Genomic DNA, 20971 nt, shown 5'->3' with positions numbered 1-20971 from the left:
CGATTGATTGGAGTAGTACGTTAAAAAGTCTATCCCTTTAATTGAGTTCATTCATTTATCTCCTTATCATTTGTTAACCATATTTAAAATTCATTTCATATTAAAATAATTGCCAAAACCAGATATTATGAATATTTACACTTCATACCCAAGTATCCAATCCAGCCTTTTTATTTTTAGTTCATCGGGCACTATCCTTAAAAACTGATTTCTGACCTTCATCGCCGCCGGATTTTCAAGTTGCATCATCCTTGCCATCATCCTGGAACCTTGGACAATCTTTGTAACGCGTGGTACTCTCTCTTGCTCATAGCGACTTAAAGCTGACTCAAGATCCTGAGGAAATTGCTTGAGACAGCGTGAAAGAATTAATGCATCCTCCATCGCCTGTGCTCCACCCTGCCCTAGATTCGGAAGCATCGGATGAGCTGCATCCCCCAACAGAGTCACTCTCCCTTTGTGCCATCTTTTTAATGGCTTTCGGTCAAAGATCTCATGAACAAGGATGTTTTCCTCACTTGTAGTACCAATGACATCTTCAATCGGGCCCCACCAGCCTTTGAAATGCTGCAATGCGATATGTTTTTTATTTTCACCTGAAAGAAATGTCCCTTGAGGAGCGTTGACAGCCACAAACCAAAAAACACGCCCCTTTCCTATATGGGAAAAGCCAAATCTTTTTCCTTCTCCCCAGACTTCGAATCCCCCACCAAGCTCGGCTGGAAAACGAGGATCTTCATAGTGAGAAATTCCTCTAAATGCGCTGAATCCTGAATAACGCATTCTCGATTTCTCAACAATATTTTCTCTCACTTGAGAATGTACCCCATCAGCACCTATAAGAAGTTCAGATTCAATAGATTCGCCACCTTCAAAAAAACTGGTCGTTTTATCCCCGTCCTGTTCCAATCTTAAAAACTTTCTATTAAGCACCATTGTATTGGGTTCTAATTTTTCAGATAAAATTCTCTGTAAGTCGGGCCGGTATATCAAATAACTGTACGTTCCATATCGTTCAGCCTGTTTGTGAACCGGCATATTCACCAAAAGTTGGCCATCGGGTGACCTGATTTCTGCTTTTTTCACCGGCGAACCTGCCTGGCGTACCTGATCCGCAACTCCGAGCTTTTCCAATGTCTTGATTGCATTTGCAGACAGAACTATACCGGCACCCATTTCCTTTAGTTCCGAAGCTCTTTCAAAAACTGAAACTTTTTGGCCATGCTGTTGCAAAGCAATCGCTGCTGAAATTCCTCCGATTCCAGCCCCGATAATGGCAGTATCTAGTTTTTCTGTAGTATTAATCATTCTGTTCGCCCCTTTCTATCGGACATTTTTCTCGTTTTTCACCTTCCATTTGGTCGATAGAGCACTTCTATCGGACATTTTTCCCACTTTCCACCCTTCGTTTGTCCGATAGAGCCTTCCTATCGGACACTTTTCCCGGTTTGCAACTTCCATTTGGCCGATATAGCTCTTCTATCGGACATCTTCCCCACTTTCCACCTTCTGTTTGTCCGATATAGCCTTCATATCGGACACTTTTCTCGCTTTGCAGCTTCCATTTGGCCGATATAGCTCTTCTATCGGACATTTTCCCCACTTTCCACCCTCCGTTTGTCCGATAGAGCCTTCCTATCGGACACTTTTCCCGCTTTGCAACTTCCATTTGGTCAATAGATTCCTCTTATATGTTAAAATATAGTAAAATACCCAAAATACAACCAGTGAGGTGTATATCATTTTGACTAGACCAAGAGCATTTGCTGCAATCATTAAAGACAATTATATACTTATGACAAAGCATGTCTATCCAGACGGTTCCTTCTGGACACTGCCAGGTGGGGGTCTTGAAGCAGGCGAAACATTCGAAGATGCAGTCATTCGAGAAGTACGGGAAGAAGTTAATTTGGATGTGGAAGTGGTGGATTATCTATTCACTGGTCAATACAGCCATGGAGAGGAAAGGTGTTTTTTAGTTCGCTCAATAAACGACAAAGAAGCTTCGCTCGGTTACGACCCCGAAGTTGGCGAGCAACAAACCTTAAAAGAAGTGAAATGGCATTCACTTGAATCCATGAAGGATGATCTTCACGTTTCCAGGGTATTAGAAACTTTAAAATTAATAGTATGAGAGGTTAATAATGAAGACAGAAGTATATTTTGTAAGACACGCTCATTCGGTCTTCTCCCTCGAGCATGAAGAGACACGGGAACTTTCTGAAAAAGGCTGGAGAGATGCAGAGAAAATTACTGAAATTCTTTCACATGAAAATATTAATCATATTATTTCAAGTTCATATGTCAGAGCAAAGCAAACGGTCGAAGGACTGGCAGATTTGTTGGATTTGGAAATTGAAATAGATTCCCGGTTCAGAGAACGGGATTTAGCTGCCCGGAATCACCAATTTGAAAATCCAGAAGAAGCCATGCAAATGGTATTCTCAAACCCTGTATTCAAATACCCTGGAGGAGAATCCAATCATGAAGTGCAACAGCGAGGAATTGATGGCTTAAGAGATACTATAAAGAAATATAAAGGCAAAAAAATCGCAATAGGCATCCATGGAAATATTATGACCTGCACCATGAACTACTTTGATAAAAAATATGATTTTGAATTTTGGAAGAAAACCACCAAACCAGATATTTATAAACTAATAATCAATGACCGTTTTGAATTAATATCTTGCGAACGGCTTTGGAAGGAAGAAATCCCTACTGATTGAAAAAGGTAACTGCAGCCTCCCCGCCAAGCGAGGCTGCCTTCTTCCCCCATGTGAAAGCTAGAACCCATTGACCTCAAATTGAAAATCCTTTTAACCAAAACACATTGCCATTACAAGGCAATCGTTCAAACGGCATGACCTAAACCTCAAATACTATACTTATGAACAATCAGATGCTGCGGAACTTCAGGCAACTCACTCAAAGATGTTCTAATAAACTCAGGATATAGCTTGATTTTTTCAAGATTGCTAATCGGCACCCATTGGTAAATCAACCGTTCACCTTCTTCACCAAAGAACTCATCTTTGTGAAAATTAAAACTGCCATTGAGAGGGGCAACTTTATAATACAGTCCAATTTCATGATAATCTTTATTGTTGTAATCAAAGAAGTTTTCAGTGAACCAGAGCAGTCTGTCCACCTTTATATCTATTCCTAACTCTTCTTTCACTTCTCTCACGACGCTTGTCTGTGAATCCTCCAGTAGCTCGACCCGTCCTCCTGGCAACGCCCAGTGCTCGTCCTTCACCTGTTTATGTATAAGCACATGGTTGTCCACGATCATAACCGCCGCTACCCGGTAATTAAACACGGCTTTTTCCATGTAAAAAGTTGCATCCATTGTTCGTCCTCCTCATTTTAAGCTATCTAGTTCTTTTGCCAATCTTGATTTTCGGAAGCCCTTTTGTCGCTTTAATTCCTTTATTTCTTCTATCGTTTGATAGGATAGGCGAACATAGTAGTAGTTAATATGTTCGATTACAGCAAAAAGGAAGACAAAAACAAACCAATACAATTCAATTGGTTTGCTGATTATTTGATAGATTAATACAAACAAACCTATTACAATCAAACAGGTATTCAGCCTTTTTAAATTCGCAAAAATTTTTAACTGACGACCAGGCAAGGGTGTAAAATCATTTTGGTGAACCTGTTTTAGCTTTAAATACCAGTAATAGCTCCCCTGCAGCAAAATAAATTCCAGCAGAGCAAACGCATATAATGACGAATAAGAGGTTAAGTAGGGGACTGACCATTCAAAAAGCTGAACATACAGGATCCAAATGAGAGCAAAAGTGAAAACAACAAACAATTCCCCGGTATACAAACTAACTAACTTTTTCTTCACTCTTTTTTGCATGCAAAAATCCTTAAACCTCTACCATAAATTGTTTCATCATATTTTTTATTAACGGATTCAGCTGGTCAGGCAATTCACTCACACTGAAAAAGCGAGCTTCGGTTGTTTCAACACCATCCGCCCTGAGTACTCCACCCAGGATTTCTTTTGATACATAGGCAACAGTTACTGGATAAAAATTCATCCCCATTTGGCAGCTTTACATAGTGCTGCTTACCCGAAAAAACACCAACCAGATTTAGTTGGCCGATTTCCAGTCCAGTTTCCTCGAATACTTCCCTTCTGCCTGCTTCCTCGGTTGATTCACCTAACTCCATAAACCCGCCTGGAACACCCCATTGCCCATCGCGTCTTTTCTGAAGTAAAAACTTTCCCTCTTCATTGATTACTGCCACTGCAACCCCAACCAAGATCAAAGGCTGGTGACCGATATCCTTCCGCAAGTCCTCTATGTATCCCATATTTCCTCCCTGATAAGTAAAAATTTTCTAGGTAAACAGAATTCGACAGAAGCAGCTTATTTCCTTCTTTTTACCATAAATAAAAAGCGATTCTTTAAAAGAACACTTCCTAGAAATTTTTACGTATTATCTCTTTTAAACTCTAAAATGATGGACACTTTTTCTCTCAATCCTGCTCTTTCTTCCGTCATCACGTCCATGACGGACACTTTCCCCCTCAACCTCACTCTTTCTGTCCATCATCATGTCAATTCCCTGGCCGCTTTCTAATTAATATAGCAGCTACTATTAAAAGGCTAACCAACGGAAGCCAGATATAGCTGTAGCGGACTACTGGATTTCGTAACTGATTTTTCAGATCCGCTTCTTCGGTTGGCATTGTCCCTTTTCCTAGCGCCGCTAAGTCTTCCCCTGCACCGCTTAATTCCTTTGTTCGGTCACATATATTGGTTGTCAATTCATCCTGGAAATCATACGCATACACCAAGTAGGATTCTCCCTTGAAAAAATCAAGAGAACAGCTGGACCTTTCATCTTTCAAAAAGATTTGTGTTTGTGATACACCTTTCCATGTTTCTTCAACCTCAAATAATATCTTTCTACTATTTTTCTCGGTTCTAATGTCTATGATTTTTCCGCTGAATACTGCTTCAGAGCTTTCCAGCTCTTTTTCAACACTTTGCGGTTCCACACATTTGCAAGCATGGCTGACTGTGGGGAAGGTTGTAAATACCGCACCGAAAAGAAAAGCTAATATAAAAACGGATATTAATTTAAAATATTTCATCCTTCCATTCTTCCTCCATAGATAAAACGAGCACTGCCTTACCATTAATAAAGCAGTGCTACCTTCATTATCTCTTTGTAATCTCAATTACTCCGCCACAATGCGAAATAGGCAAGAATTCCAGTTTGCAGTAATCCTCCAACACAGAACGGATCTCATTAATAACAAAGTAAAATTCATCGTCATCCCAAAATTCTTTACTGCCATTTTTACAAGTATCGAGCTGCTGTCTCGTTTGAAAGGAAATATCGCCTATCAGAATTTTGCCGCCCTCTGATAGCATTGGCAGTAATTCTTTTATAAATGAAACTTTATCTTCGTCTGTTAAATGATGCAATACGTAGGTGCTTACAATGTAGTCGTAACTTTTCATTTTAATTTCATTAGGCAAGCCTTTGACAATATCCCATTCTATTAAGTTGGCATTCGGCATTTTAGGCAGCGCCAGAGCAATCATTCTCGATGAAAAATCGATTCCATCAATTCGATGTCCATTTTCATACAATCTGGCCGTCAGAACTCCTGTCCCGAAACCAATATCCAAAATTCTTGAATTTACTCTTTCCATGACTTCATTAAAAATCGTATTCAAGATCGCTTTATAGCCTGCAAATGGATATACTCCACTTTCTTCACTAACTTGTACAGTTTTGTCATAGCCGTCTGCCCACAAATTAAAACCTTGTTTATTTAACATGAATGCTCCTTCAAATTTCCGAGAACATCGAGCACTCCCTGGCAATTCCCCTGCGATGTCCCCATTATTTTTTTGATATCCCTGATTCTTCTTGCCTGTTTCCTCTCAATCTCCACCTTTCATAGAGTTCTTTTAACGATAATACTCCAGTACATCTTGTTCAAATTCTGCAACCGGCGTTCCAGTGATTTTTTCCAAAACTGTATTAAACCCTTCGGTATTGTTCGTCTTTTGGATTAATTCCACTAAAATATCTTCGCCATATACCTGTATCAAATAGTTTACTGATAAATAACTTTGCATATAGGGGTCTGCTGTTTCAATCTGGCGTGCTTCCTTCCAGCCATCTCCCCAAGTGATGCTTTCAAGAGGCAGGATTTTGTATTGATTTACATCATAATGTACCCCTGTCTGATCGCTCGCAACATATTCTGCAATCCCCTCAATGAACCATAGGGGAAACAAATCAGCAAAGCGCCGGCTTCCTCTATTTTTCTGAATGTAGCGTAGTGCGCATATTCATGCAGAATCGGTCTTTGTAAATAGTTTAGCGGTGTTTCTAAAATGCTCTCCACATTGTCAGGATGAACATGGATTCCCATTACTTTGTCAAAATTGGAATAATATCCGGATACCCCATCCAAATTTGATAGTTTTTGCAGATGTTCTCTATCCATAAAAATCAGATCGGCTGGCTTTTTTTCGTAACTTCCAAGTAATCCACTGGACACATCTTCTGCCCACTTTAGCGTTTCAACTGTCATTGGAATCAACTTTTCATTCTCTTCCTGATAGAATATCGAAACATGTTGGTACTCATTCTTCATGCTTTCAGCTTTTAGTTTCTTCTCTAACTCACTGTCATAATTTAATGTAAAAAAGCTTTAGCTGTTGTATAAAAAGTTTCATTCTCACCAGTCCTTGCATTCAGTTCCTTTTGGAACACTTTGAGGACTCCGAATATACTGAGTAAAAATATGACCAGTATGATGAAGAAAATCGTCACCCACAACCTAATGTTCGGTCTACTCATCTCTTCCTCTTTTCACCAGTTCCTCAAGCAAAGAAATCATTTTTTCGTTTTGTTCAATCATTTCCTCATTTTGCTGCCTTAGCTTTGTAAAATCAAACATGAATACCAATAAAACAATCGTTATAATGATTAACACTTCGTTACTCCTTCCCCCATAAGCCAGCTTATGGCCTCATTCAAATTACTTGCCATAAAATCCGGTTGAATTTCTTTCCATTTGCCAAAATACTGCTTGTTTATGTATTTATCATAAGCATCCTGGCCGCTGCCCGTTTTGACCAAAATCTTTAAGCAGCCCGCTTCATCAGCAGCCAGCATGTCCGTCCATCTATCTCCGATTACTGCACAACGATTTAAGTCCAGCTTGTTTTCAACTGCAGCTCTTTTCAGCATTCCGGGAGAAGGTTTTCTGCAGGCACAGCCATCATCATGGCGGTGAGGACAAACGTATACCTGATCAAACCCAAACGTTTTCAACTCACTCTCAAACTGGTCAACTGTGGCTTCTCCATTCGCAATCCCTGGCTGGTTCGTAAACGAATAGACTAAGATATTGTTTTCTTTTAATAGCTTGATTGATTTCTGGACACCGGGGAATAACTCAAAATCTCCAGGATAGATCACTTTGTCAGTTCCTCCAAGAGTCCCGTCCCGGTCGATAAAAACTGCCTGGATATTCAACAGAATACCTCCCCCTCCGAACTCACTTTTCTGCCAGCAATCCCGTTAAAACCTTAGCCTTTCAATAACGCAAGCCCTGTGTTCCTGGCTGAGATCGTGAGCTTTCTTATAAAGCGGATTATTCTTTCCTTCCTTCAAATCTCCGATAAACCTAATCTCCACTTTCCCTTTGTACTGATTTCACACTTGATTCAATTCATTTATGTACTGTTTTACGGGTCCTTGGTAAGCTTGCAAATCAATAGAGAAACTTGAGGTCCAGGCTTTCTGATCTGTTAGAATAATTGCTTTCTTGAATTTTTTCTTTTTCATCAGCTTCAATGCATCGAGAATTGCTAGCAATTCACATACAATCGGTTTAGTGGTTTTAATATTTCTCACTGTTGAATAACCAGCCGCTCCTTCTCCGTTCCTGACGATGACAACTCCAGTTCCAGCAGTGGCATTGTTAAAATTATAGGAGCCATCGACAATTAAGAATGGAACATCAGCGGGGACTTTTTCGACTAATGGCATAAGCAGGTTTTTCAATACCGGCTTACCGACATGATCTCCTTTACGATAAAAGTCGAGGATATCCTGAACATGATAAAAATCCTTTTCTCCTACATGCTGAAACGGGAGCCCATTTTTCTTTAAGTTTATGAATTGATCCTTTGTAATTCTTAGGATTGAGAGAATACTATCTTCAGTGACATACTCTTCCAACGAGCGCCCTTTGTTGTCACGAAATTCCCTTTCCAAACGCTCCTGTGAAGGTGTGTATGACCTCAGCCATTCTTTCACTTCTCCTTCCAGGAATCTGTATTCATTCGCAATCAGATAATGAGGCATTCCGTCATTCATATATACTGTCAGTTGGGCTTTAGTTAATTTGACGTTTTTGATCAATTCTCCCCTTAAAAGTAATTTTACTGGGGGCTGTTTTGATGTAATCGTTATCATCTGGCACCTGCATTCTTTTTGAAAATTCTACTATTTCCATCATACCATTCTCTAAAATACATTTATATCCAAAGTTTCCATTTTAGAAGGAAACCACAAAAAGATCCCCTCACCATATGGCAAGGAGACCCGTTTTAACCTTATTTTTTTACTAACCATTACGCAATGCATTCTGAAGCTTCTTGAACTGCAGATACATAGCGACTCGCCATGGGACAATCATTCCAAAAGCAAGAATCCAAAACATTCCGCTCAACTCACCGAAATCGATTGAACTGCTGAGCACCAGTTTTGCTATTACACGTACGATCAACAGACCGATTAAAATAAAGACGAAAGCCTTGGATCTTTTGAGAAAGATTTCCCGTCCTCTGACTTCAAATTTCGAGGTTTTGATGAGCAGGATTGAGAAAAGTATCCCTACTGAAAGTGCCTCTATAATCTGTAAAAAATGAACCCGGAACATCGGGAAGATGAACATGAGCGCACCCGTGCTCATGAAGATTGGCGGTAAAATAATTTTCTTGGCAGATGCTGGTCTTTTGGCAGCCTTCATCCTCATGAATGTCACAAAAATGGCCATGCCAATTGCTCCAACTGTTGACGCCAAAACATAATTCATTCTATATTTCATCCCTTATTTATAGTATCCACATTATTATAATGAAAATCAGCCATTTAAGATAGACTTAAATGGCTGTTTTTTATCTTAATAGTCTTGTTACGGAATCGACTACCTGTGAATCATCGAATGGCTTTACAATGAAATCCTTTGCTCCCGCCTCGATTGCATCCACCACCATCTTCTGCTGGCCCATCGCTGAGCACATGATGATTTTTGCATCTTTGAAATCCTTTTTGATTTCTTTTACGGCGTCCAGTCCGCTCATTTCGGGCATTGTTATATCCATTGTCACAAGGTCAGGCTTCAACTCACGATACAGCTCGACTGCTTCACGTCCATTTTCAGCTTCCCCTACTATTTCATGGTTCGCCTTCTTCAGAATATTGGTTAAGGTGATTCTCATAAATTTTGCGTCGTCAACTATCAAAATTCTGGCCATCGCTGTATCCTCCCCGACAATCACAACATATATATTAATCTGCTTAATTTGCTCTTCATTACTATATAACTATATTTAACCAATATTTTCAATGTAAAGACACCGACAAATTTCTCACCTAAAGAAATCCCAGGAATATACTCTCACACTGAGCCTTCTGATTTCAAACTTCAATGTGCTTGTTAAAATCCTGTAAAATCTCCAAAAAACATTGATAGAATCGAAATCAGCTTCGTCATCCAGTCGAAGAACAACATGATTCCGACTAAGATCATGATATAGCCGCCGATTTTTACAATTTTCACATTATGTTTGCGGATCCACTGCATTTTTCCAATGAAGAATGAAAGAATGAAAAACGGAATCGCAAAACCCAGAGTATACGCAATCATATAAAGCATTCCTGACCCAGGGTTTGAGCTTGCAAGCAGGATGACCGAAGCCAGAATTGGGCCAGTACACGGAGTCCATCCAGCAGCAAAAGCCATTCCAATCAATGAGGATCCAAAATAACCCGATGGGCGGTTCTTGAATTCTATTTTCCGGTCTTTCATTAAGAACTCAGGTTTAAAGAAGCCAATAACCATCAACCCGAAGGCAACAATAAAGATTGCACCCAGCTGACGGATGAGGTCCTGGTACTGCATGAAGAACTGGCCTACGAAAGATGTCCCAAAGCCAATCGCAATGAAAATCACCGAAAAACCCAGCAAAAAAAACAATGTATGCAGCAGGCTGCGTCTTTGCAGCATCGCATTTTCGCTCTTCAGTTCTCCTACAGACATCCCAGTAATATAAGACAAAAATGCCGGATAAAGCGGCAAGCAGCATGGAGAAATAAAGCTAAGGAATCCAGCTCCCATAGCAATGAAAATATTTATATCTGTCATAATTCCATCCCCAGTCCATATTCGTTAGTCCCATTCTAACAAAACCATTTACTATTATTATAGTAAAACTGTGAACAATTTATTAATTTCTATAAAAAAGGTGTTTAACTACTTTTTAGTTGGGTAATATAGTACGGTGTATATTTTTTACAGGAAAATATTTTACAAATGTTTCTTTTGAAATTTGGCAGTATATGCTATATACTAATATAGCACTTGTAATAATTTCTATATTTATAACGATTTTACATAAGATTGTTTGATATACTGCCGATAGTTGAAACAAGAAAGGATTTTCACATTGTCTAAAGAGCAACTGATTACCCTCATTGAAAAGAAACGCGAAGAGCTGATTCAAATCGCATCGAAGAACGGCCTCAATTCTACAATCGCCATTCATTACAGCCAGGAACTTGATGAACTGTTAAATGAATATAACCGCGTATACATTAAAAAGATAGCAGCACATTAAAAACAGCTAAACGCCACAAGCGTTATAGCTGTTTTATTTTTGTGTTTTATCATTATTTTGGATGAAGCATTCGTGCAATTCGTTTCTTACAAATGGATACATTGTGTATCTCCAAATAATCCATCGCCCTCATGCATGCAGTGTAGAAAACTTTGTGCAGCCTCATTTCATGATATGCACGGCTACATTTTTTTCCAAAACAAAACTAAAACTTTTTCATTACTTTTCCGATTATTTTCCCTGCACTCTTTCCAGCTTTCTTTGTTACCTGCTTTTTCACTTGTTTTTTAATTTCCCTCTTGATCATGCTCTTCAATCCCATCTTTTTCCCTCTTCCCCAAAATATAATTACTTGATTGGATAATAGTACGGTTCTTTAGGCAAAAAAGTTTCATTTCTGCCTTGATAAAAATAAATAATAACCCTTGTGGTCTAACCTGCCAGTCAAGAAAGGACAGTATTTTCATATTCCGATTTTAAATCAAAATAAAGGCGATTACCTATTAGTAATCGCCTTTTACATAATATAATTATCTATCCAACCACATCTTCCAATCGTTCTACTGAACCATTCTGCAGGAGATACATCTTATGGTAAAGCCCCTGTTGAGTGAGCAGTTCTTGATGTGTTCCACGTTCGACTATTTCTCCATGATGGAGGACGATGATCTGGTCTGCATCCTGGATGGTCGACAGTCTGTGGGCAATGGCAATCGTCGTCCTGCCTTTGCGCATTTTGGCGAGTGCCGTCTGGATGGCCTCTTCGGTTTCCGTATCGATATTTGCAGTCGCTTCATCGAGGACAAGGATTTTCGGATTAGCGGCAATCGTCCTAGCGAATGCGATCAACTGCCTCTGTCCGCTCGAAAAAGTCGAGCCTCGCTCCGTGACCTTTTGTGAGTAGCCATCCTCCAGTTTTTCAATAAAAGTATCTGCCTGGACAAATTCTGCGGCCCTTTTTATATCCTCTTCAGGCAAATCGCTGTTGTGAAGCCTGATATTATCCCCAATAGTTCCATAGAACAAGAACGGATCCTGAAGCACAAGTCCCATTTTATGGCGCAGCTCTTTTACCGGATAATTTTTAATCGAATGATTATCAATGAAAATATCGCCGCGTTCAAACTCATAGAAACGCATCAACAGGTTGATGATTGAACTTTTCCCGCTTCCGGTGTGGCCTACAAATGCAAGAGTTTCCCCAGGTTTCACGGTGAAACTGATATTTTTCAAGACATCCCTTTTTCCATCATATGAAAAACTGACATCCTTGAATTCTATTTTTCCATCAGTGATTTTGTCAGCTTCATTTCCAGTCTGTCCCGGAGCAAGCTCAGTTTCATCAAGCAGTTTGAAAACGCGTGATGCAGCGACAATCGCCTGCTGGTACATGGAAAGTCTCATCATCATATTGTTCACTGGCTCGAAAAAGCGATCCAGATAATTGATGAATGCATACAATACCCCAATCTCAATTGGACTGTCAAAAGAAGTGATCCCAAAAAAGCTGAGTACGATCATTAACGCTAAAATATAGACCAGGTCAACGGCCGGGCGTAACAACAGCCCATCTGCCTTGATGTTTTTCATGCCCGCGTCAAAATGCTTATCGTTAATTTCACCGAACTCCCTTTTCAATCTTTCTTCCTGGCGGAACATCTGGATGATTGACATACCCTGGAGTGATTCGCTTAGCTTCGCATTCAGCTGGCTCAGCCGTTCACGCATATCCTGGTAAAACTTTGAGCTCAGTTTCCGGTACAGACTCATGATAAATACAATGAAAGGCAATATCAGCATTGTGAACAAAGCCAGTTTCACATTCAGGATGAACATTGCGACAAATATTCCGAACAGCAAGAAGCCGCTTTGGATAAAAGTCGCTATGACGCTGACAAACATATCTTTGATTGCTTCGGTGTCATTGGTCACTCTGGATACAAGTGAGCCGGCAGGTGTTTTATCGAAATATTTCAGTCCTAGCTGCTGCACCTTTGTAAAGACATCAATCCTCATTTGCTGGATGATTTTCAGCGCAATTTCCTGGAACTTTAGAAGCTGAAAATAAGAGACCAACACATTAAGGATTTGGATACCGATATAAGCTGCACCGAGCATCAACAATGGCTTGAATGGCATATAGCCTTCCCTCAGATAATCATCGATAAAAATTTTCACCAATATCGGTCCGAGCACATCCCCCACAGTGGCGAGCAGCAGGAATCCGAAGGCGACAAAAATCATTTTTAAATGCGGCTTTGCATAAGCAAGAAGCCGGAACAGCACGGAACGCTGCTCTTTAGCGTTTAGTACAGGCGTTTTTTCCATTGGTCACCCTCCCTGCTCGACAAGCTCTTCAAGCTGCTGCCTTAAATACATATCTTTGTACCAGCCGTCATTCTCCATCAACTGGTCGTGGGTGCCACGTTCAGCGATCCGTCCATCTTCAAGGACAACGATCAGATCAGCGTGGTGGATGGCGCTTAAGCGGTGTGCAGTGATGATTGTTGTCTTATCTTTTCGATTTTCTTTCAATGCCGATAAAATCTGTTCCTCGGTCTTCGCGTCAACCGCAGATAGGGAATCATCAAGAATCAGGATCTCGGGATTCATCACCAATGCGCGGGCAATTGAAATCCTCTGCTTCTGGCCGCCTGAGAGAGAAACCCCACGCTCCCCGACAACGGTTTGATAGCCATCGGTAAATTCGAGAATGTCGTCATGGATGTTTGCCACTCTAGCTGAATTGTAGATGACCTCCTTATCGACAGCAGGATCTGCGAAAGCAATGTTATCGTGTACAGTTGCAGAGAAAAGGAAATGATCCTGTGGAACATAACCAATTGCCTGTCTCAATCGATCCATCTTATAGTCCTGGATGTTCCTTCCGCCAATATTGATGCTTCCTTTTGAAAGGTCGAATTCCCGGATCAGCAGCTTCAATAATGTCGTTTTACCGGCTCCGGTTTTTCCGACGATTCCCAGCGTCTGCCCCTTCCCTAGCGCAAATTTGATATCTTTTAATAAAGGTTCCTGGTCGCCAGGATAGGTAAATGACTCAATATCGTATTTTAGATCGCCATTCGGGACCATATCCAGGGCATCCGGTTTGTCCTGGATGTCGATTTTCTCATCAAGCAAGGCCGAAACACGATCATAGGAAGCCCTTCCACGTTCAACAATATTGAAAAACCAGCCGAATGCAAGCATCGGCCAAACCAGCAAGCCTAAATATGAAGTGAAAGATACCAACTGTCCAATTGTCAGTTCGCCGTTCAAGACATACCTTGCCCCGAAAGCAATCGACAAGAAGAATGAGATACCTACAATGATAGAAATCGTCGGGTCAAATAAAGCGTCAACCTTCGCGACAGAAATGTTCTTTTTCACAACATCCTCAGACTGTTTACGAAAATCCTCAATATCCTCTTGTTCCTGGCCAAATGTTTTAATGACTTTTATCCCAGTGATGCTTTCCTGTGTCTTATCATTCAAATCAGAGAAAGCTTCCTGGGCTTTATGGAATCTTTTATGAAGCATCGTCCCGTACCAGCTTGTCAGCAGTGCCATGAACGGCATTGGAATCAAAGCGATCAAGGTCAGTTTCCAGCTGATTGTCGCTGCCATCGCGATGATGACGAAGCCCCCGGTTGAGACAGAGTCAACAAATGTCAGGACTCCAGCACCTGCTGTCTGCTGGATCGCCGAAAGGTCATTTGTGGCATGAGCCATCAGATCCCCTGTCCGTCTTTTCTGGTAAAAAGACTGCGACATACTGGTAAAATGGCTATACAGCCGATTCCTTAATAATCGCGACAGCTTTACAGCAGAACCAAAAATCATGATCCGCCAATAATAACGAAGCGAATACATCGCCAGGCCAGTAGCGGCTAAGACTACAATCCACTTTCCAAGTTTTCCAGCCGTAAGCGTACCATTGGTAATTTCATCTACGATTATTCCAATGACGCGCGGCGGGACAAGCTGGAGAAACGCCACAAATAACAGCAGGAAAATCCCTGTCAAGTAAGCCTTTTTCTCTGACTTAAAATACCATAATAAATCTTTGAATACGCTCATATGTATATCCCCCAAACCCCTCAAATGCTTAAATAGTTTATCAAATATTTGTAAAATGGGGAAGATTTTTTCTTTTGAATAAACCAGAGAGAAATTCCACTGGATTCAAAATAACGAATGTTTATTTTGAAATTCAATAATTCGTTCGGTTTTTTTGACACTAATGGTTGTTTGAATTTAAAATAGTGATATAATATCAATAAATCAATAGATTCACTCATATAATCGCGGGGATATGGCCTGCAAGTTTCTACCGGATTACCGTAAATAATTCGACTATGAGTGAGCAATGCAGGGGACGTACTCAACCTCTATTTGCCCGCAGCTTTTTAATAGCCCAAGGCCATTGCTTCACTCATTTTATGATGTGAATGCAATGCTTTGGGCTTTTTTGTATTTTACAGCCCTCATTTACAAGGAGGAATACGATGGAATTGCTTATTGAAAAAATTAAAAAAGAAGGAAGCGTCCTATCATCATCAGTTTTAAAGGTAGATTCGTTCCTTAATCACCAGATCGATCCGCAGCTGATGCTTGAAATTGGGAAAGAGTTTGCTGGACGGTTTGAGGATTGTGGAATCACCAAAATACTGACGATTGAATCATCCGGTATCGCTCCCGCTGTAATGGCTGGACTGCAGCTAAATCTACCAGTTGTTTTTGCCAGAAAAAGAAAATCTCTTACTCTCGTAAATAATTTGATTACAGCCTCTGTCTATTCATTTACCAAGGAAGAAACAAGCGAAATTTCTGTTTCAAATCAGTACATATCAGAAAACGATAAGGTATTGATCATTGACGATTTCCTTGCCAACGGACAAGCAGCTCTTGGGCTTGCAGAAATAGCCACCAAGGCAAAAGCCTCCATTGCGGGTATCGGAATTGTGATCGAAAAAGGATTTCAGGATGGTGGATCCCTTCTGAGGAGAAAAGGCTATCGAGTTGAATCTTTGGCGATTATAAGCTCCCTTAAAGATGGCTTTGTCCGTTTTGAACAACATACAATTGAGACAAAGGTGGAATTGACACGATGAATCAGAATCCAATAAAAATAGCTTCATTGGGAATTCAGCATGTACTGGCGATGTACGCAGGAGCGGTGATTGTTCCGCTAATTGTTGGCGGAGCCCTTGGTTTAACAGGAGAACAGTTAACTTATTTAGTTTCGATCGATATTTTCATGTGCGGGATCGCTACCCTTTTGCAAGTATGGCGCAATAAATTCTTCGGCATCGGCCTTCCGGTGGTACTGGGCTGTACTTTCACTGCCGTAGGACCGATGATTGCGATTGGCGGACAATATGGTATTTCTGCTATATATGGCTCCATCCTTGTCTCAGGTATATTTGTCGTCGCGATTTCAAAGTACTTTGGCAGGCTTGTCAGGTTTTTCCCTCCGGTAGTGACGGGATCTGTTGTAACCATCATCGGGATCACTTTAATTCCGGTTGCGATGAATAATATGGCAGGTGGACAGGGCAGCCCAGACTTTGGTTCCCTTACAAATATCGGACTTGCATTCGGCACTTTGCTGTTCATTATTCTGTTGTTCCGTTTCTTTAAAGGATTTGTTCGTGCCATTGCTATTTTGTTGGGATTGGCTGGGGGAACAATCGTTGCATATTTTATGGGAATGGTGAATTTCAGTGCTGTTTCGGAAGCTTCATGGCTGCATATGCCAGCACCGTTCTATTTTGGCCAGCCAACATTTGAGTTATCAGCAATCCTGACAATGATTCTCGTAGCGATGGTCAGCCTTGTGGAATCTACAGGAGTCTACTTTGCTCTAGGAGATATTTGCGAAGAAAAGCTTGAAGAAAAAGATCTTGCAAGTGGCTACCGTGCTGAAGGACTTGCGATTATCCTCGGAGCATTTTTTAACGCTTTTCCTTATACAACTTACTCACAAAACGTGGGTCTTCTTCAACTGTCCGGTGTGAAAACAAAGAATGTCATATACTCAGCAGGCGCATTTTTAGTGTTGCTCGGGCTCGTACCGAAAATTGGCGCATTGACTACGATTATCCCAACCCCTGTTTTAGGAGGAGCAATGGTTGCTATGTTTGGTATGGTTGTCGCTTATGGGATTAAAATGCTTAGCACGGTAGAATTCTCATCTCAGGAGAATCTATTGATCATTGCCTGCTCGGTCGGAATGGGACTCGGTGTGACAGCGGTACCGGAATTATTCGCCAAAATGCCTTCAAGCATCCGGATCCTGACAGAAAACGGCATTGTCGCCGGAAGCTTAACCGCCATCGTCTTGAATCTGGTGTTCAATGTATTTAAAAGTAATCAAGCAGCCCAGCAATCTTCTTTTGCTGAACAGAAGGCATCTTGAAGGTTTTAATACATACCTGGGCATAAAATTAAGGCACCGGTTGAATCCGGTGCCTATTTTCATTTTATTATTCTATTGATGACCTGTGTTTACAAAATCTCGGATTTTTGGGCGTCAATCAGCTTCATTGGTGACCTCTTTTTCTCAAAACCTCAATTTTTGGGCGCCAATCAGCTTATTGGTGACCTCTTTTTCTCAAATCCTGAATTTCAGGGCGCCAATCGGCTTCATTGGTGACCTCTTTTTCTCAAATCCTGAATTTCAGGGCGCCAATCGGCTTTATTGGTGACCTCTTTTTCTCAAATTTCGAATTTTAGGGCGTCAATCGGCTTCATTGGTGACCTCTTTTTCTCAAATCCTCAATTTTAGGGCGCCAATCGGCTCAAGTGTATTCTATTTTAATGCCTGTTCCAAATCCTCAATCAAATCCTCTACATCTTCAATTCCAGCAGAGATTCTGATTAACCCGTCTGTAATGCCTAATTCCGCCCTGCGCTCAGCTGGTATGGATGCATGGGTCATTTTTGCCGGAACAGAGATTAAGCTTTCAACTGCTCCAAGACTTTCAGCAAGGGTGAAATATTTAACCTTGCTCAATACCTCTGCTGCTTTTTCACCGCTTCCTACATCGAAGCTGACCATGCCTCCGAATCCTCCTCCCTGTTCTTTTGCGATTGAATGCTGAGGATGAGATTCGAGACCAGGATAATAAATTTTCTCCACACTCTTGTGGTCCTTTAGGAACTCGACAATCTTTTTGGTGTTCTCTTCATGCGCTTCCATCCGAAGACCTAAAGTTTTAATTCCCCTCACAAGCAGCCAGGAATCCTGAGGCCCTAAGATTCCTCCGGTCGAGTTTTGGACAAAATGAAGCTCATCAGCCAGCTGTTCATCGTTCACGACAACCAATCCAGCCACTACATCGCTATGTCCGCCAAGATACTTAGTTGCAGAGTGAAGAACCATATCAGCACCCAAAGTCAACGGAGTCTGCCAGTATGGTGTGCTGAAAGTATTGTCCACGATTGTCATCAAGTCATTTTCTTTTGCCAGTTCTGCACATGCTTTAATGTCTGTTACTTTTAAAAGTGGATTTGTTGGTGTCTCGATATATAGAGCCTTGGTATTCGGCTGAATCGCTGCCTTTACCGCTTCAAGGTCTGTTGTATCCACGAATGTCGATTCAATTCCGACCCGGTTAAGGACCTTGTTCATAACCCTGTATGTCCCGCCATATACATCGTCAGTCAGGATGATATGGTCACCTGAGTTAAATAACATCATCACTGCAGTAATTGCCGCCATTCCGGAACCAAAGGCAAATCCTCTTTTCCCCTCTTCCAAGTCTTTGATTAACTCTTCCAGGGCAAACCTCGTCGGATTCCCTGTCCGTGAATATTCATAGCCTTTATGGACTCCAACATCATCTTGCTTGTAAGTACTTACCTGGTAAATTGGAAAGGACACGGCTCCCGTAGTTTTATCTCCCGGAATACCAGCGTGGATCATTTTTGTTTTGCGTTTCATTTACATTCCCCCCTCGTATATTTTTTTGCTAAGATACCGCTCACTTCCGTCTGGGAAGATCGTAACGATGTTTGTGCCAGGAGGGGCCTTACATGCTTCTTGTAAAGCTGCGTGAAGAGCTGCGCCAGACGAGCTTGCAGCGAGTATTCCCTCTCTAGCCGCGAGTTCCTTCACGGTGTTAAATGCATCTTTATCGGAAATAGTATAGATTTCATCAAATAAAGCAGAATCCATATAAGGCGGAATGAATTCCATGCCGATTCCTTCTGTTTTATGGGACCCTGACTGGCCTCCATTTAGGATTGACCCCTCAGGTTCAACAATGACGGTCTTTATCATTGGATTATTTTCTTTTAAAAACTTCGCAGTACCCATGAATGTTCCTCCGGTACCGGCACCAGCTACGAAAATATCAATCTCACCATCTAAGTCTTGCCAAATCTCAGGTCCCAGCGTTTTATAGTAAGTTTCCGGATTTGACGGATTGGAAAATTGGGATGGTGAGTAGGAATCAGGAATTTCTTCCAGCAATTGTTCAGTTTTGCGGATTGCTCCAGCCATCCCTTCCAAAGTAGGTGTATGGACGATATTAGCGCCGAGAGCCCTCATCATCGTCTGTTTTTCAATGCTGAATTTTTCCGGCACTACAAAAACAACATCAATACCTTTATTGATTGCAGCCAACGCCAGCCCGATCCCCGTGTTACCTGCAGTTGGCTCAATTAGGGTACCGCCTTTAATCAGTTTCCCTGAACGGAACGCCTCGTCGATCAACTCTAATCCCAGTCGGTCTTTAATACTCCCTCCCGGATTTAAGTATTCCAGCTTCGCAAATATTCGAACTTCGTCAGGAACAGGGAATTGGGTAAGCTCAACCATGGGTGTATGCCCTATAATTTCATGGATACTGCGGTAAACCGTCATTGCATTTAACTCTCCTTATTCAGCGAATACCTGGCGCCACTCATCTTTTTTTGCCAGCATTTTCGCTGCGATTTCTTTTGCACCCTCCAGGCTGTGGCTCGCAGCCCATCCGCACTGAATTTCATTGCAGGCAGGAACCTCATCTGCCTCAAGCACATCATTCAGAGTTTTTTCTAACACTTCAAGAATATTGTCATAATCATCATGGTTGATTACCGATAGATAAAACCCAGTCTGGCAACCCATTGGACTGATATCTACGACACTGGCATGATGATTACGAATATTTTCTGCCATTAAATGTTCAAGTGAATGAAGACCAGGCATCTCCATATGCTCCTTGTTCGGCTGGCAAAATCGGATATCATATTTATGGATGACATCGCCACTTGCTCCTTGTGTTGTTCCCGCCAAACGGATATATGGTGCCGCCACCTTCGTGTGATCTAAATTAAAGCTTTCTACATTCATTTTCTTTACCATTGCTTCTTCAGCTCCTCTAACATTAGTAAAATCAGTTCTGCGGAATTTTTTGCGGCCGTTTCAAGGAATTGATCAAACGAGATATTTGAATCTTTTCCTGCAATATCGGAAAGCGACCTGATAATGACAAATGGAACTTCGAACTGATGGGCTACCTGGGCGATCGCTGCTGCTTCCATTTCTGCTGCATACAAATTAGGAAGCTTGGTTCTGATAAACTCTACCCTCTCCGGGTCATTCATGAAGGAATCACCTGAAGCGATCAAGCCTTTAACTATCTGAATGCCGTCAATCTTTTCAGCGCTCATTAACGCGACAGTGACAAGCTTTTCATCTGGGGCGAAGTAAGCAGGCATCCTTGGTACCTGGCCATATTCGTATCCAAAGATTGTGACATCGACATCGTGATGCCTTACTTCTGTCGAGATGACGACATCTCCGACATTCAGATTTTTATGAAATCCGCCTGCAGAACCTGTATTGATGATGACATCGGGTTGGAATTTATCAATAAGGATCGCTGTCCCCATTGCCGCATTTACTTTGCCGATTCCTGACTTCAGCAGGACTACTTGCAAGCTATCAATTTCACCTTGGTAAAATTCACTTCCTGCAAGATAGAGATCTTCCCTGTTTTCTAGTTTGCTGCGAAGCAAATCTACTTCTTCATCCATTGCACCGATAATCCCAACTCTCATCGTGCCTCTCCCCCATA

26 protein-coding genes, 1 pseudogene and 1 riboswitch are annotated in these 20971 nt (G+C 41.3%); of the genes and pseudogenes, 5 read left to right on the top strand and 22 right to left on the bottom strand.

The annotated features are described in order from the left end of the window. Positions 1-135 precede the first annotated feature (135 nt). Positions 136-1308: an FAD-dependent monooxygenase gene (locus tag J7E32_RS01380; protein WP_214902485.1), complete on the bottom strand. Its 1173-nt coding sequence runs from the start codon at positions 1306-1308 to the stop codon at positions 136-138. Between the two features lie 436 nt (positions 1309-1744). On the opposite strand from J7E32_RS01380, the gene J7E32_RS01375 reads away from it, so the two are divergent. Both J7E32_RS01375 and J7E32_RS01370 read left to right on the top strand, forming a co-directional pair. Then, positions 1745-2134 (top strand): NUDIX domain-containing protein, encoded by a 390-nt coding sequence (locus tag J7E32_RS01375; RefSeq protein WP_214902483.1) that lies wholly within the window; start codon positions 1745-1747, stop codon positions 2132-2134. Between the two features lie 10 nt (positions 2135-2144). After that, positions 2145-2729 carry a histidine phosphatase family protein gene (locus tag J7E32_RS01370; RefSeq protein WP_214902480.1) on the top strand — a complete coding sequence of 195 codons (585 nt, stop codon included), beginning with the start codon at positions 2145-2147 and terminating at the stop codon, positions 2727-2729. Positions 2730-2875: 146 nt separating this feature from the next. Here J7E32_RS01370 and J7E32_RS01365 read toward each other — a convergent pair whose 3' ends face one another. From J7E32_RS01365 to J7E32_RS01300, 15 genes and pseudogenes are all read right to left on the bottom strand, one after another. Next, complete coding sequence (locus J7E32_RS01365) at positions 2876-3352, bottom strand: NUDIX hydrolase (protein WP_214902477.1); 477 nt, start codon at positions 3350-3352, stop codon at positions 2876-2878. A gap of 12 nt (positions 3353-3364) precedes the next feature. Continuing rightward, positions 3365-3871: a hypothetical protein gene (locus tag J7E32_RS01360; RefSeq protein WP_214902474.1), complete on the bottom strand. Its 507-nt coding sequence runs from the start codon at positions 3869-3871 to the stop codon at positions 3365-3367. 10 nt (positions 3872-3881) lie between these two features. Further along, positions 3882-4332 (bottom strand): annotated as a pseudogene (locus tag J7E32_RS01355) (NUDIX hydrolase). Positions 4333-4579: 247 nt separating this feature from the next. Then, positions 4580-5119 carry a hypothetical protein gene (locus J7E32_RS01350; protein ID WP_214902464.1) on the bottom strand — a complete coding sequence of 180 codons (540 nt, stop codon included), beginning with the start codon at positions 5117-5119 and terminating at the stop codon, positions 4580-4582. Between the two features lie 67 nt (positions 5120-5186). Further along, positions 5187-5816 carry a class I SAM-dependent methyltransferase gene (locus tag J7E32_RS01345; protein WP_214902461.1) on the bottom strand — a complete coding sequence of 210 codons (630 nt, stop codon included), beginning with the start codon at positions 5814-5816 and terminating at the stop codon, positions 5187-5189. Positions 5817-5948: 132 nt separating this feature from the next. Further along, the gene (locus J7E32_RS01340) at positions 5949-6281 is read right to left on the bottom strand and encodes a hypothetical protein (RefSeq protein ID WP_214902458.1); all 333 of its coding nucleotides are present in this window, start codon (positions 6279-6281) and stop codon (positions 5949-5951) included. Next, positions 6206-6643 (bottom strand): hypothetical protein, encoded by a 438-nt coding sequence (locus J7E32_RS01335; RefSeq protein WP_214902455.1) that lies wholly within the window; start codon positions 6641-6643, stop codon positions 6206-6208. Before J7E32_RS01335 ends, J7E32_RS01340 begins: the two co-directional genes overlap by 76 nt. Before the next feature lie 41 nt (positions 6644-6684). Continuing rightward, positions 6685-6849, bottom strand: a complete 165-nt coding sequence (locus J7E32_RS01330; protein ID WP_214902452.1) for a hypothetical protein — start codon at positions 6847-6849, stop codon at positions 6685-6687. Beyond that, positions 6842-6985, bottom strand: a complete 144-nt coding sequence (locus tag J7E32_RS01325; RefSeq protein WP_170029959.1) for a hypothetical protein — start codon at positions 6983-6985, stop codon at positions 6842-6844. The genes J7E32_RS01330 and J7E32_RS01325 overlap by 8 nt, the downstream gene beginning before the upstream one ends. Further along, a complete protein-coding gene (locus J7E32_RS01320) occupies positions 6979-7533 on the bottom strand; it encodes an HAD-IIIA family hydrolase (protein WP_214902620.1) in 555 nt (184 codons plus the stop codon). Before J7E32_RS01320 ends, J7E32_RS01325 begins: the two co-directional genes overlap by 7 nt. Before the next feature lie 177 nt (positions 7534-7710). After that, positions 7711-8376, bottom strand: coding sequence for a reverse transcriptase-like protein (locus J7E32_RS01315; protein ID WP_214902449.1), 666 nt, complete (start codon positions 8374-8376; stop codon positions 7711-7713). A 19-nt stretch (positions 8377-8395) separates the two neighbouring features. Then, the gene (locus J7E32_RS22695) at positions 8396-8518 is read right to left on the bottom strand and encodes a hypothetical protein (RefSeq protein ID WP_286182558.1); all 123 of its coding nucleotides are present in this window, start codon (positions 8516-8518) and stop codon (positions 8396-8398) included. A gap of 108 nt (positions 8519-8626) precedes the next feature. Further along, positions 8627-9097 (bottom strand): CcdC family protein, encoded by a 471-nt coding sequence (locus J7E32_RS01310; protein WP_214902447.1) that lies wholly within the window; start codon positions 9095-9097, stop codon positions 8627-8629. Between the two features lie 82 nt (positions 9098-9179). After that, positions 9180-9539, bottom strand: a complete 360-nt coding sequence (locus tag J7E32_RS01305) for a response regulator (protein WP_214902443.1) — start codon at positions 9537-9539, stop codon at positions 9180-9182. A gap of 182 nt (positions 9540-9721) precedes the next feature. After that, positions 9722-10429: a cytochrome c biogenesis CcdA family protein gene (locus tag J7E32_RS01300; RefSeq protein WP_214902440.1), complete on the bottom strand. Its 708-nt coding sequence runs from the start codon at positions 10427-10429 to the stop codon at positions 9722-9724. A gap of 301 nt (positions 10430-10730) precedes the next feature. On the opposite strand from J7E32_RS01300, the gene J7E32_RS01295 reads away from it, so the two are divergent. Then, the gene (locus J7E32_RS01295; RefSeq protein ID WP_102262370.1) at positions 10731-10901 is read left to right on the top strand and encodes an aspartyl-phosphate phosphatase Spo0E family protein; all 171 of its coding nucleotides are present in this window, start codon (positions 10731-10733) and stop codon (positions 10899-10901) included. 534 nt (positions 10902-11435) lie between these two features. Here the strand turns inward: J7E32_RS01295 and J7E32_RS01290 are convergent. Together J7E32_RS01290 and J7E32_RS01285 are read right to left on the bottom strand one after the other, a co-directional pair. Continuing rightward, complete coding sequence (locus J7E32_RS01290; RefSeq protein ID WP_214902437.1) at positions 11436-13229, bottom strand: ABC transporter ATP-binding protein; 1794 nt, start codon at positions 13227-13229, stop codon at positions 11436-11438. Between the two features lie 3 nt (positions 13230-13232). After that, on the bottom strand, positions 13233-14981 hold the full coding sequence (locus J7E32_RS01285) for an ABC transporter ATP-binding protein (RefSeq protein ID WP_214902434.1): 1749 nt from the start codon (positions 14979-14981) through the stop codon (positions 13233-13235). Positions 14982-15178: 197 nt separating this feature from the next. Then, positions 15179-15280, top strand: a riboswitch (purine riboswitch). A 129-nt stretch (positions 15281-15409) separates the two neighbouring features. On the opposite strand from J7E32_RS01285, the gene J7E32_RS01280 reads away from it, so the two are divergent. Beyond that, on the top strand, positions 15410-16015 hold the full coding sequence (locus J7E32_RS01280; RefSeq protein WP_214902432.1) for a xanthine phosphoribosyltransferase: 606 nt from the start codon (positions 15410-15412) through the stop codon (positions 16013-16015). Next, positions 16012-17322: a nucleobase:cation symporter-2 family protein gene (locus J7E32_RS01275; RefSeq protein ID WP_214902430.1), complete on the top strand. Its 1311-nt coding sequence runs from the start codon at positions 16012-16014 to the stop codon at positions 17320-17322. Before J7E32_RS01280 ends, J7E32_RS01275 begins: the two co-directional genes overlap by 4 nt. 393 nt (positions 17323-17715) lie before the next feature. Here the strand turns inward: J7E32_RS01275 and J7E32_RS01270 are convergent, their stop codons facing one another. The 4 genes from J7E32_RS01270 to mtnN are packed head-to-tail and all read right to left on the bottom strand — an operon-like array spanning position 17716 to position 20954. Continuing rightward, positions 17716-18849: a bifunctional cystathionine gamma-lyase/homocysteine desulfhydrase gene (locus J7E32_RS01270; RefSeq protein WP_214902428.1), complete on the bottom strand. Its 1134-nt coding sequence runs from the start codon at positions 18847-18849 to the stop codon at positions 17716-17718. Next, positions 18850-19773, bottom strand: a complete 924-nt coding sequence (locus J7E32_RS01265) for a PLP-dependent cysteine synthase family protein (protein ID WP_214902426.1) — start codon at positions 19771-19773, stop codon at positions 18850-18852. Between the two features lie 15 nt (positions 19774-19788). Further along, complete coding sequence (locus J7E32_RS01260) at positions 19789-20256, bottom strand: S-ribosylhomocysteine lyase (RefSeq protein ID WP_023614705.1); 468 nt, start codon at positions 20254-20256, stop codon at positions 19789-19791. Beyond that, positions 20250-20954, bottom strand: coding sequence for a 5'-methylthioadenosine/S-adenosylhomocysteine nucleosidase (mtnN, locus tag J7E32_RS01255; RefSeq protein WP_214902417.1), 705 nt, complete (start codon positions 20952-20954; stop codon positions 20250-20252). Before mtnN ends, J7E32_RS01260 begins: the two co-directional genes overlap by 7 nt. Between the last annotated feature and the right edge of the window lie 17 nt (positions 20955-20971).

This window comes from Bacillus sp. ISL-55, assembly GCF_018613155.1.
Taxonomy (GTDB): domain Bacteria; phylum Bacillota; class Bacilli; order Bacillales; family Cytobacillaceae; genus Mesobacillus.
The sequence above is the reverse complement of the archived record's forward strand: the minus strand, read 5'-3'. Positions and strand labels throughout refer to the sequence as shown.

Coding starts and splice junctions, on each gene's coding strand:
- J7E32_RS22695 (WP_286182558.1), bottom strand. CDS start 8,518: ATGATGGAAATAGTAGAATTTTCAAAAAGAATGCAGGTGCCAGATGAT.
- J7E32_RS01335 (WP_214902455.1), bottom strand. CDS start 6,643: ATGAAGAATGAGTACCAACATGTTTCGATATTCTATCAGGAAGAGAAT.
- J7E32_RS01370 (WP_214902480.1), top strand. CDS start 2,145: ATGAAGACAGAAGTATATTTTGTAAGACACGCTCATTCGGTCTTCTCC.
- J7E32_RS01290 (WP_214902437.1), bottom strand. CDS start 13,229: ATGGAAAAAACGCCTGTACTAAACGCTAAAGAGCAGCGTTCCGTGCTG.
- J7E32_RS01275 (WP_214902430.1), top strand. CDS start 16,012: ATGAATCAGAATCCAATAAAAATAGCTTCATTGGGAATTCAGCATGTA.
- J7E32_RS01280 (WP_214902432.1), top strand. CDS start 15,410: ATGGAATTGCTTATTGAAAAAATTAAAAAAGAAGGAAGCGTCCTATCA.
- J7E32_RS01285 (WP_214902434.1), bottom strand. CDS start 14,981: ATGAGCGTATTCAAAGATTTATTATGGTATTTTAAGTCAGAGAAAAAG.
- J7E32_RS01365 (WP_214902477.1), bottom strand. CDS start 3,352: ATGGATGCAACTTTTTACATGGAAAAAGCCGTGTTTAATTACCGGGTA.
- J7E32_RS01260 (WP_023614705.1), bottom strand. CDS start 20,256: ATGGTAAAGAAAATGAATGTAGAAAGCTTTAATTTAGATCACACGAAG.
- J7E32_RS01300 (WP_214902440.1), bottom strand. CDS start 10,429: ATGACAGATATAAATATTTTCATTGCTATGGGAGCTGGATTCCTTAGC.
- J7E32_RS01265 (WP_214902426.1), bottom strand. CDS start 19,773: ATGACGGTTTACCGCAGTATCCATGAAATTATAGGGCATACACCCATG.
- J7E32_RS01345 (WP_214902461.1), bottom strand. CDS start 5,816: ATGTTAAATAAACAAGGTTTTAATTTGTGGGCAGACGGCTATGACAAA.
- J7E32_RS01315 (WP_214902449.1), bottom strand. CDS start 8,376: ATGAATGACGGAATGCCTCATTATCTGATTGCGAATGAATACAGATTC.
- J7E32_RS01330 (WP_214902452.1), bottom strand. CDS start 6,849: ATGAGTAGACCGAACATTAGGTTGTGGGTGACGATTTTCTTCATCATA.
- J7E32_RS01350 (WP_214902464.1), bottom strand. CDS start 5,119: ATGAAATATTTTAAATTAATATCCGTTTTTATATTAGCTTTTCTTTTC.
- J7E32_RS01360 (WP_214902474.1), bottom strand. CDS start 3,871: ATGCAAAAAAGAGTGAAGAAAAAGTTAGTTAGTTTGTATACCGGGGAA.
- J7E32_RS01305 (WP_214902443.1), bottom strand. CDS start 9,539: ATGGCCAGAATTTTGATAGTTGACGACGCAAAATTTATGAGAATCACC.
- J7E32_RS01380 (WP_214902485.1), bottom strand. CDS start 1,308: ATGATTAATACTACAGAAAAACTAGATACTGCCATTATCGGGGCTGGA.
- J7E32_RS01270 (WP_214902428.1), bottom strand. CDS start 18,849: ATGAAACGCAAAACAAAAATGATCCACGCTGGTATTCCGGGAGATAAA.
- J7E32_RS01310 (WP_214902447.1), bottom strand. CDS start 9,097: ATGAATTATGTTTTGGCGTCAACAGTTGGAGCAATTGGCATGGCCATT.
- mtnN (WP_214902417.1), bottom strand. CDS start 20,954: ATGAGAGTTGGGATTATCGGTGCAATGGATGAAGAAGTAGATTTGCTT.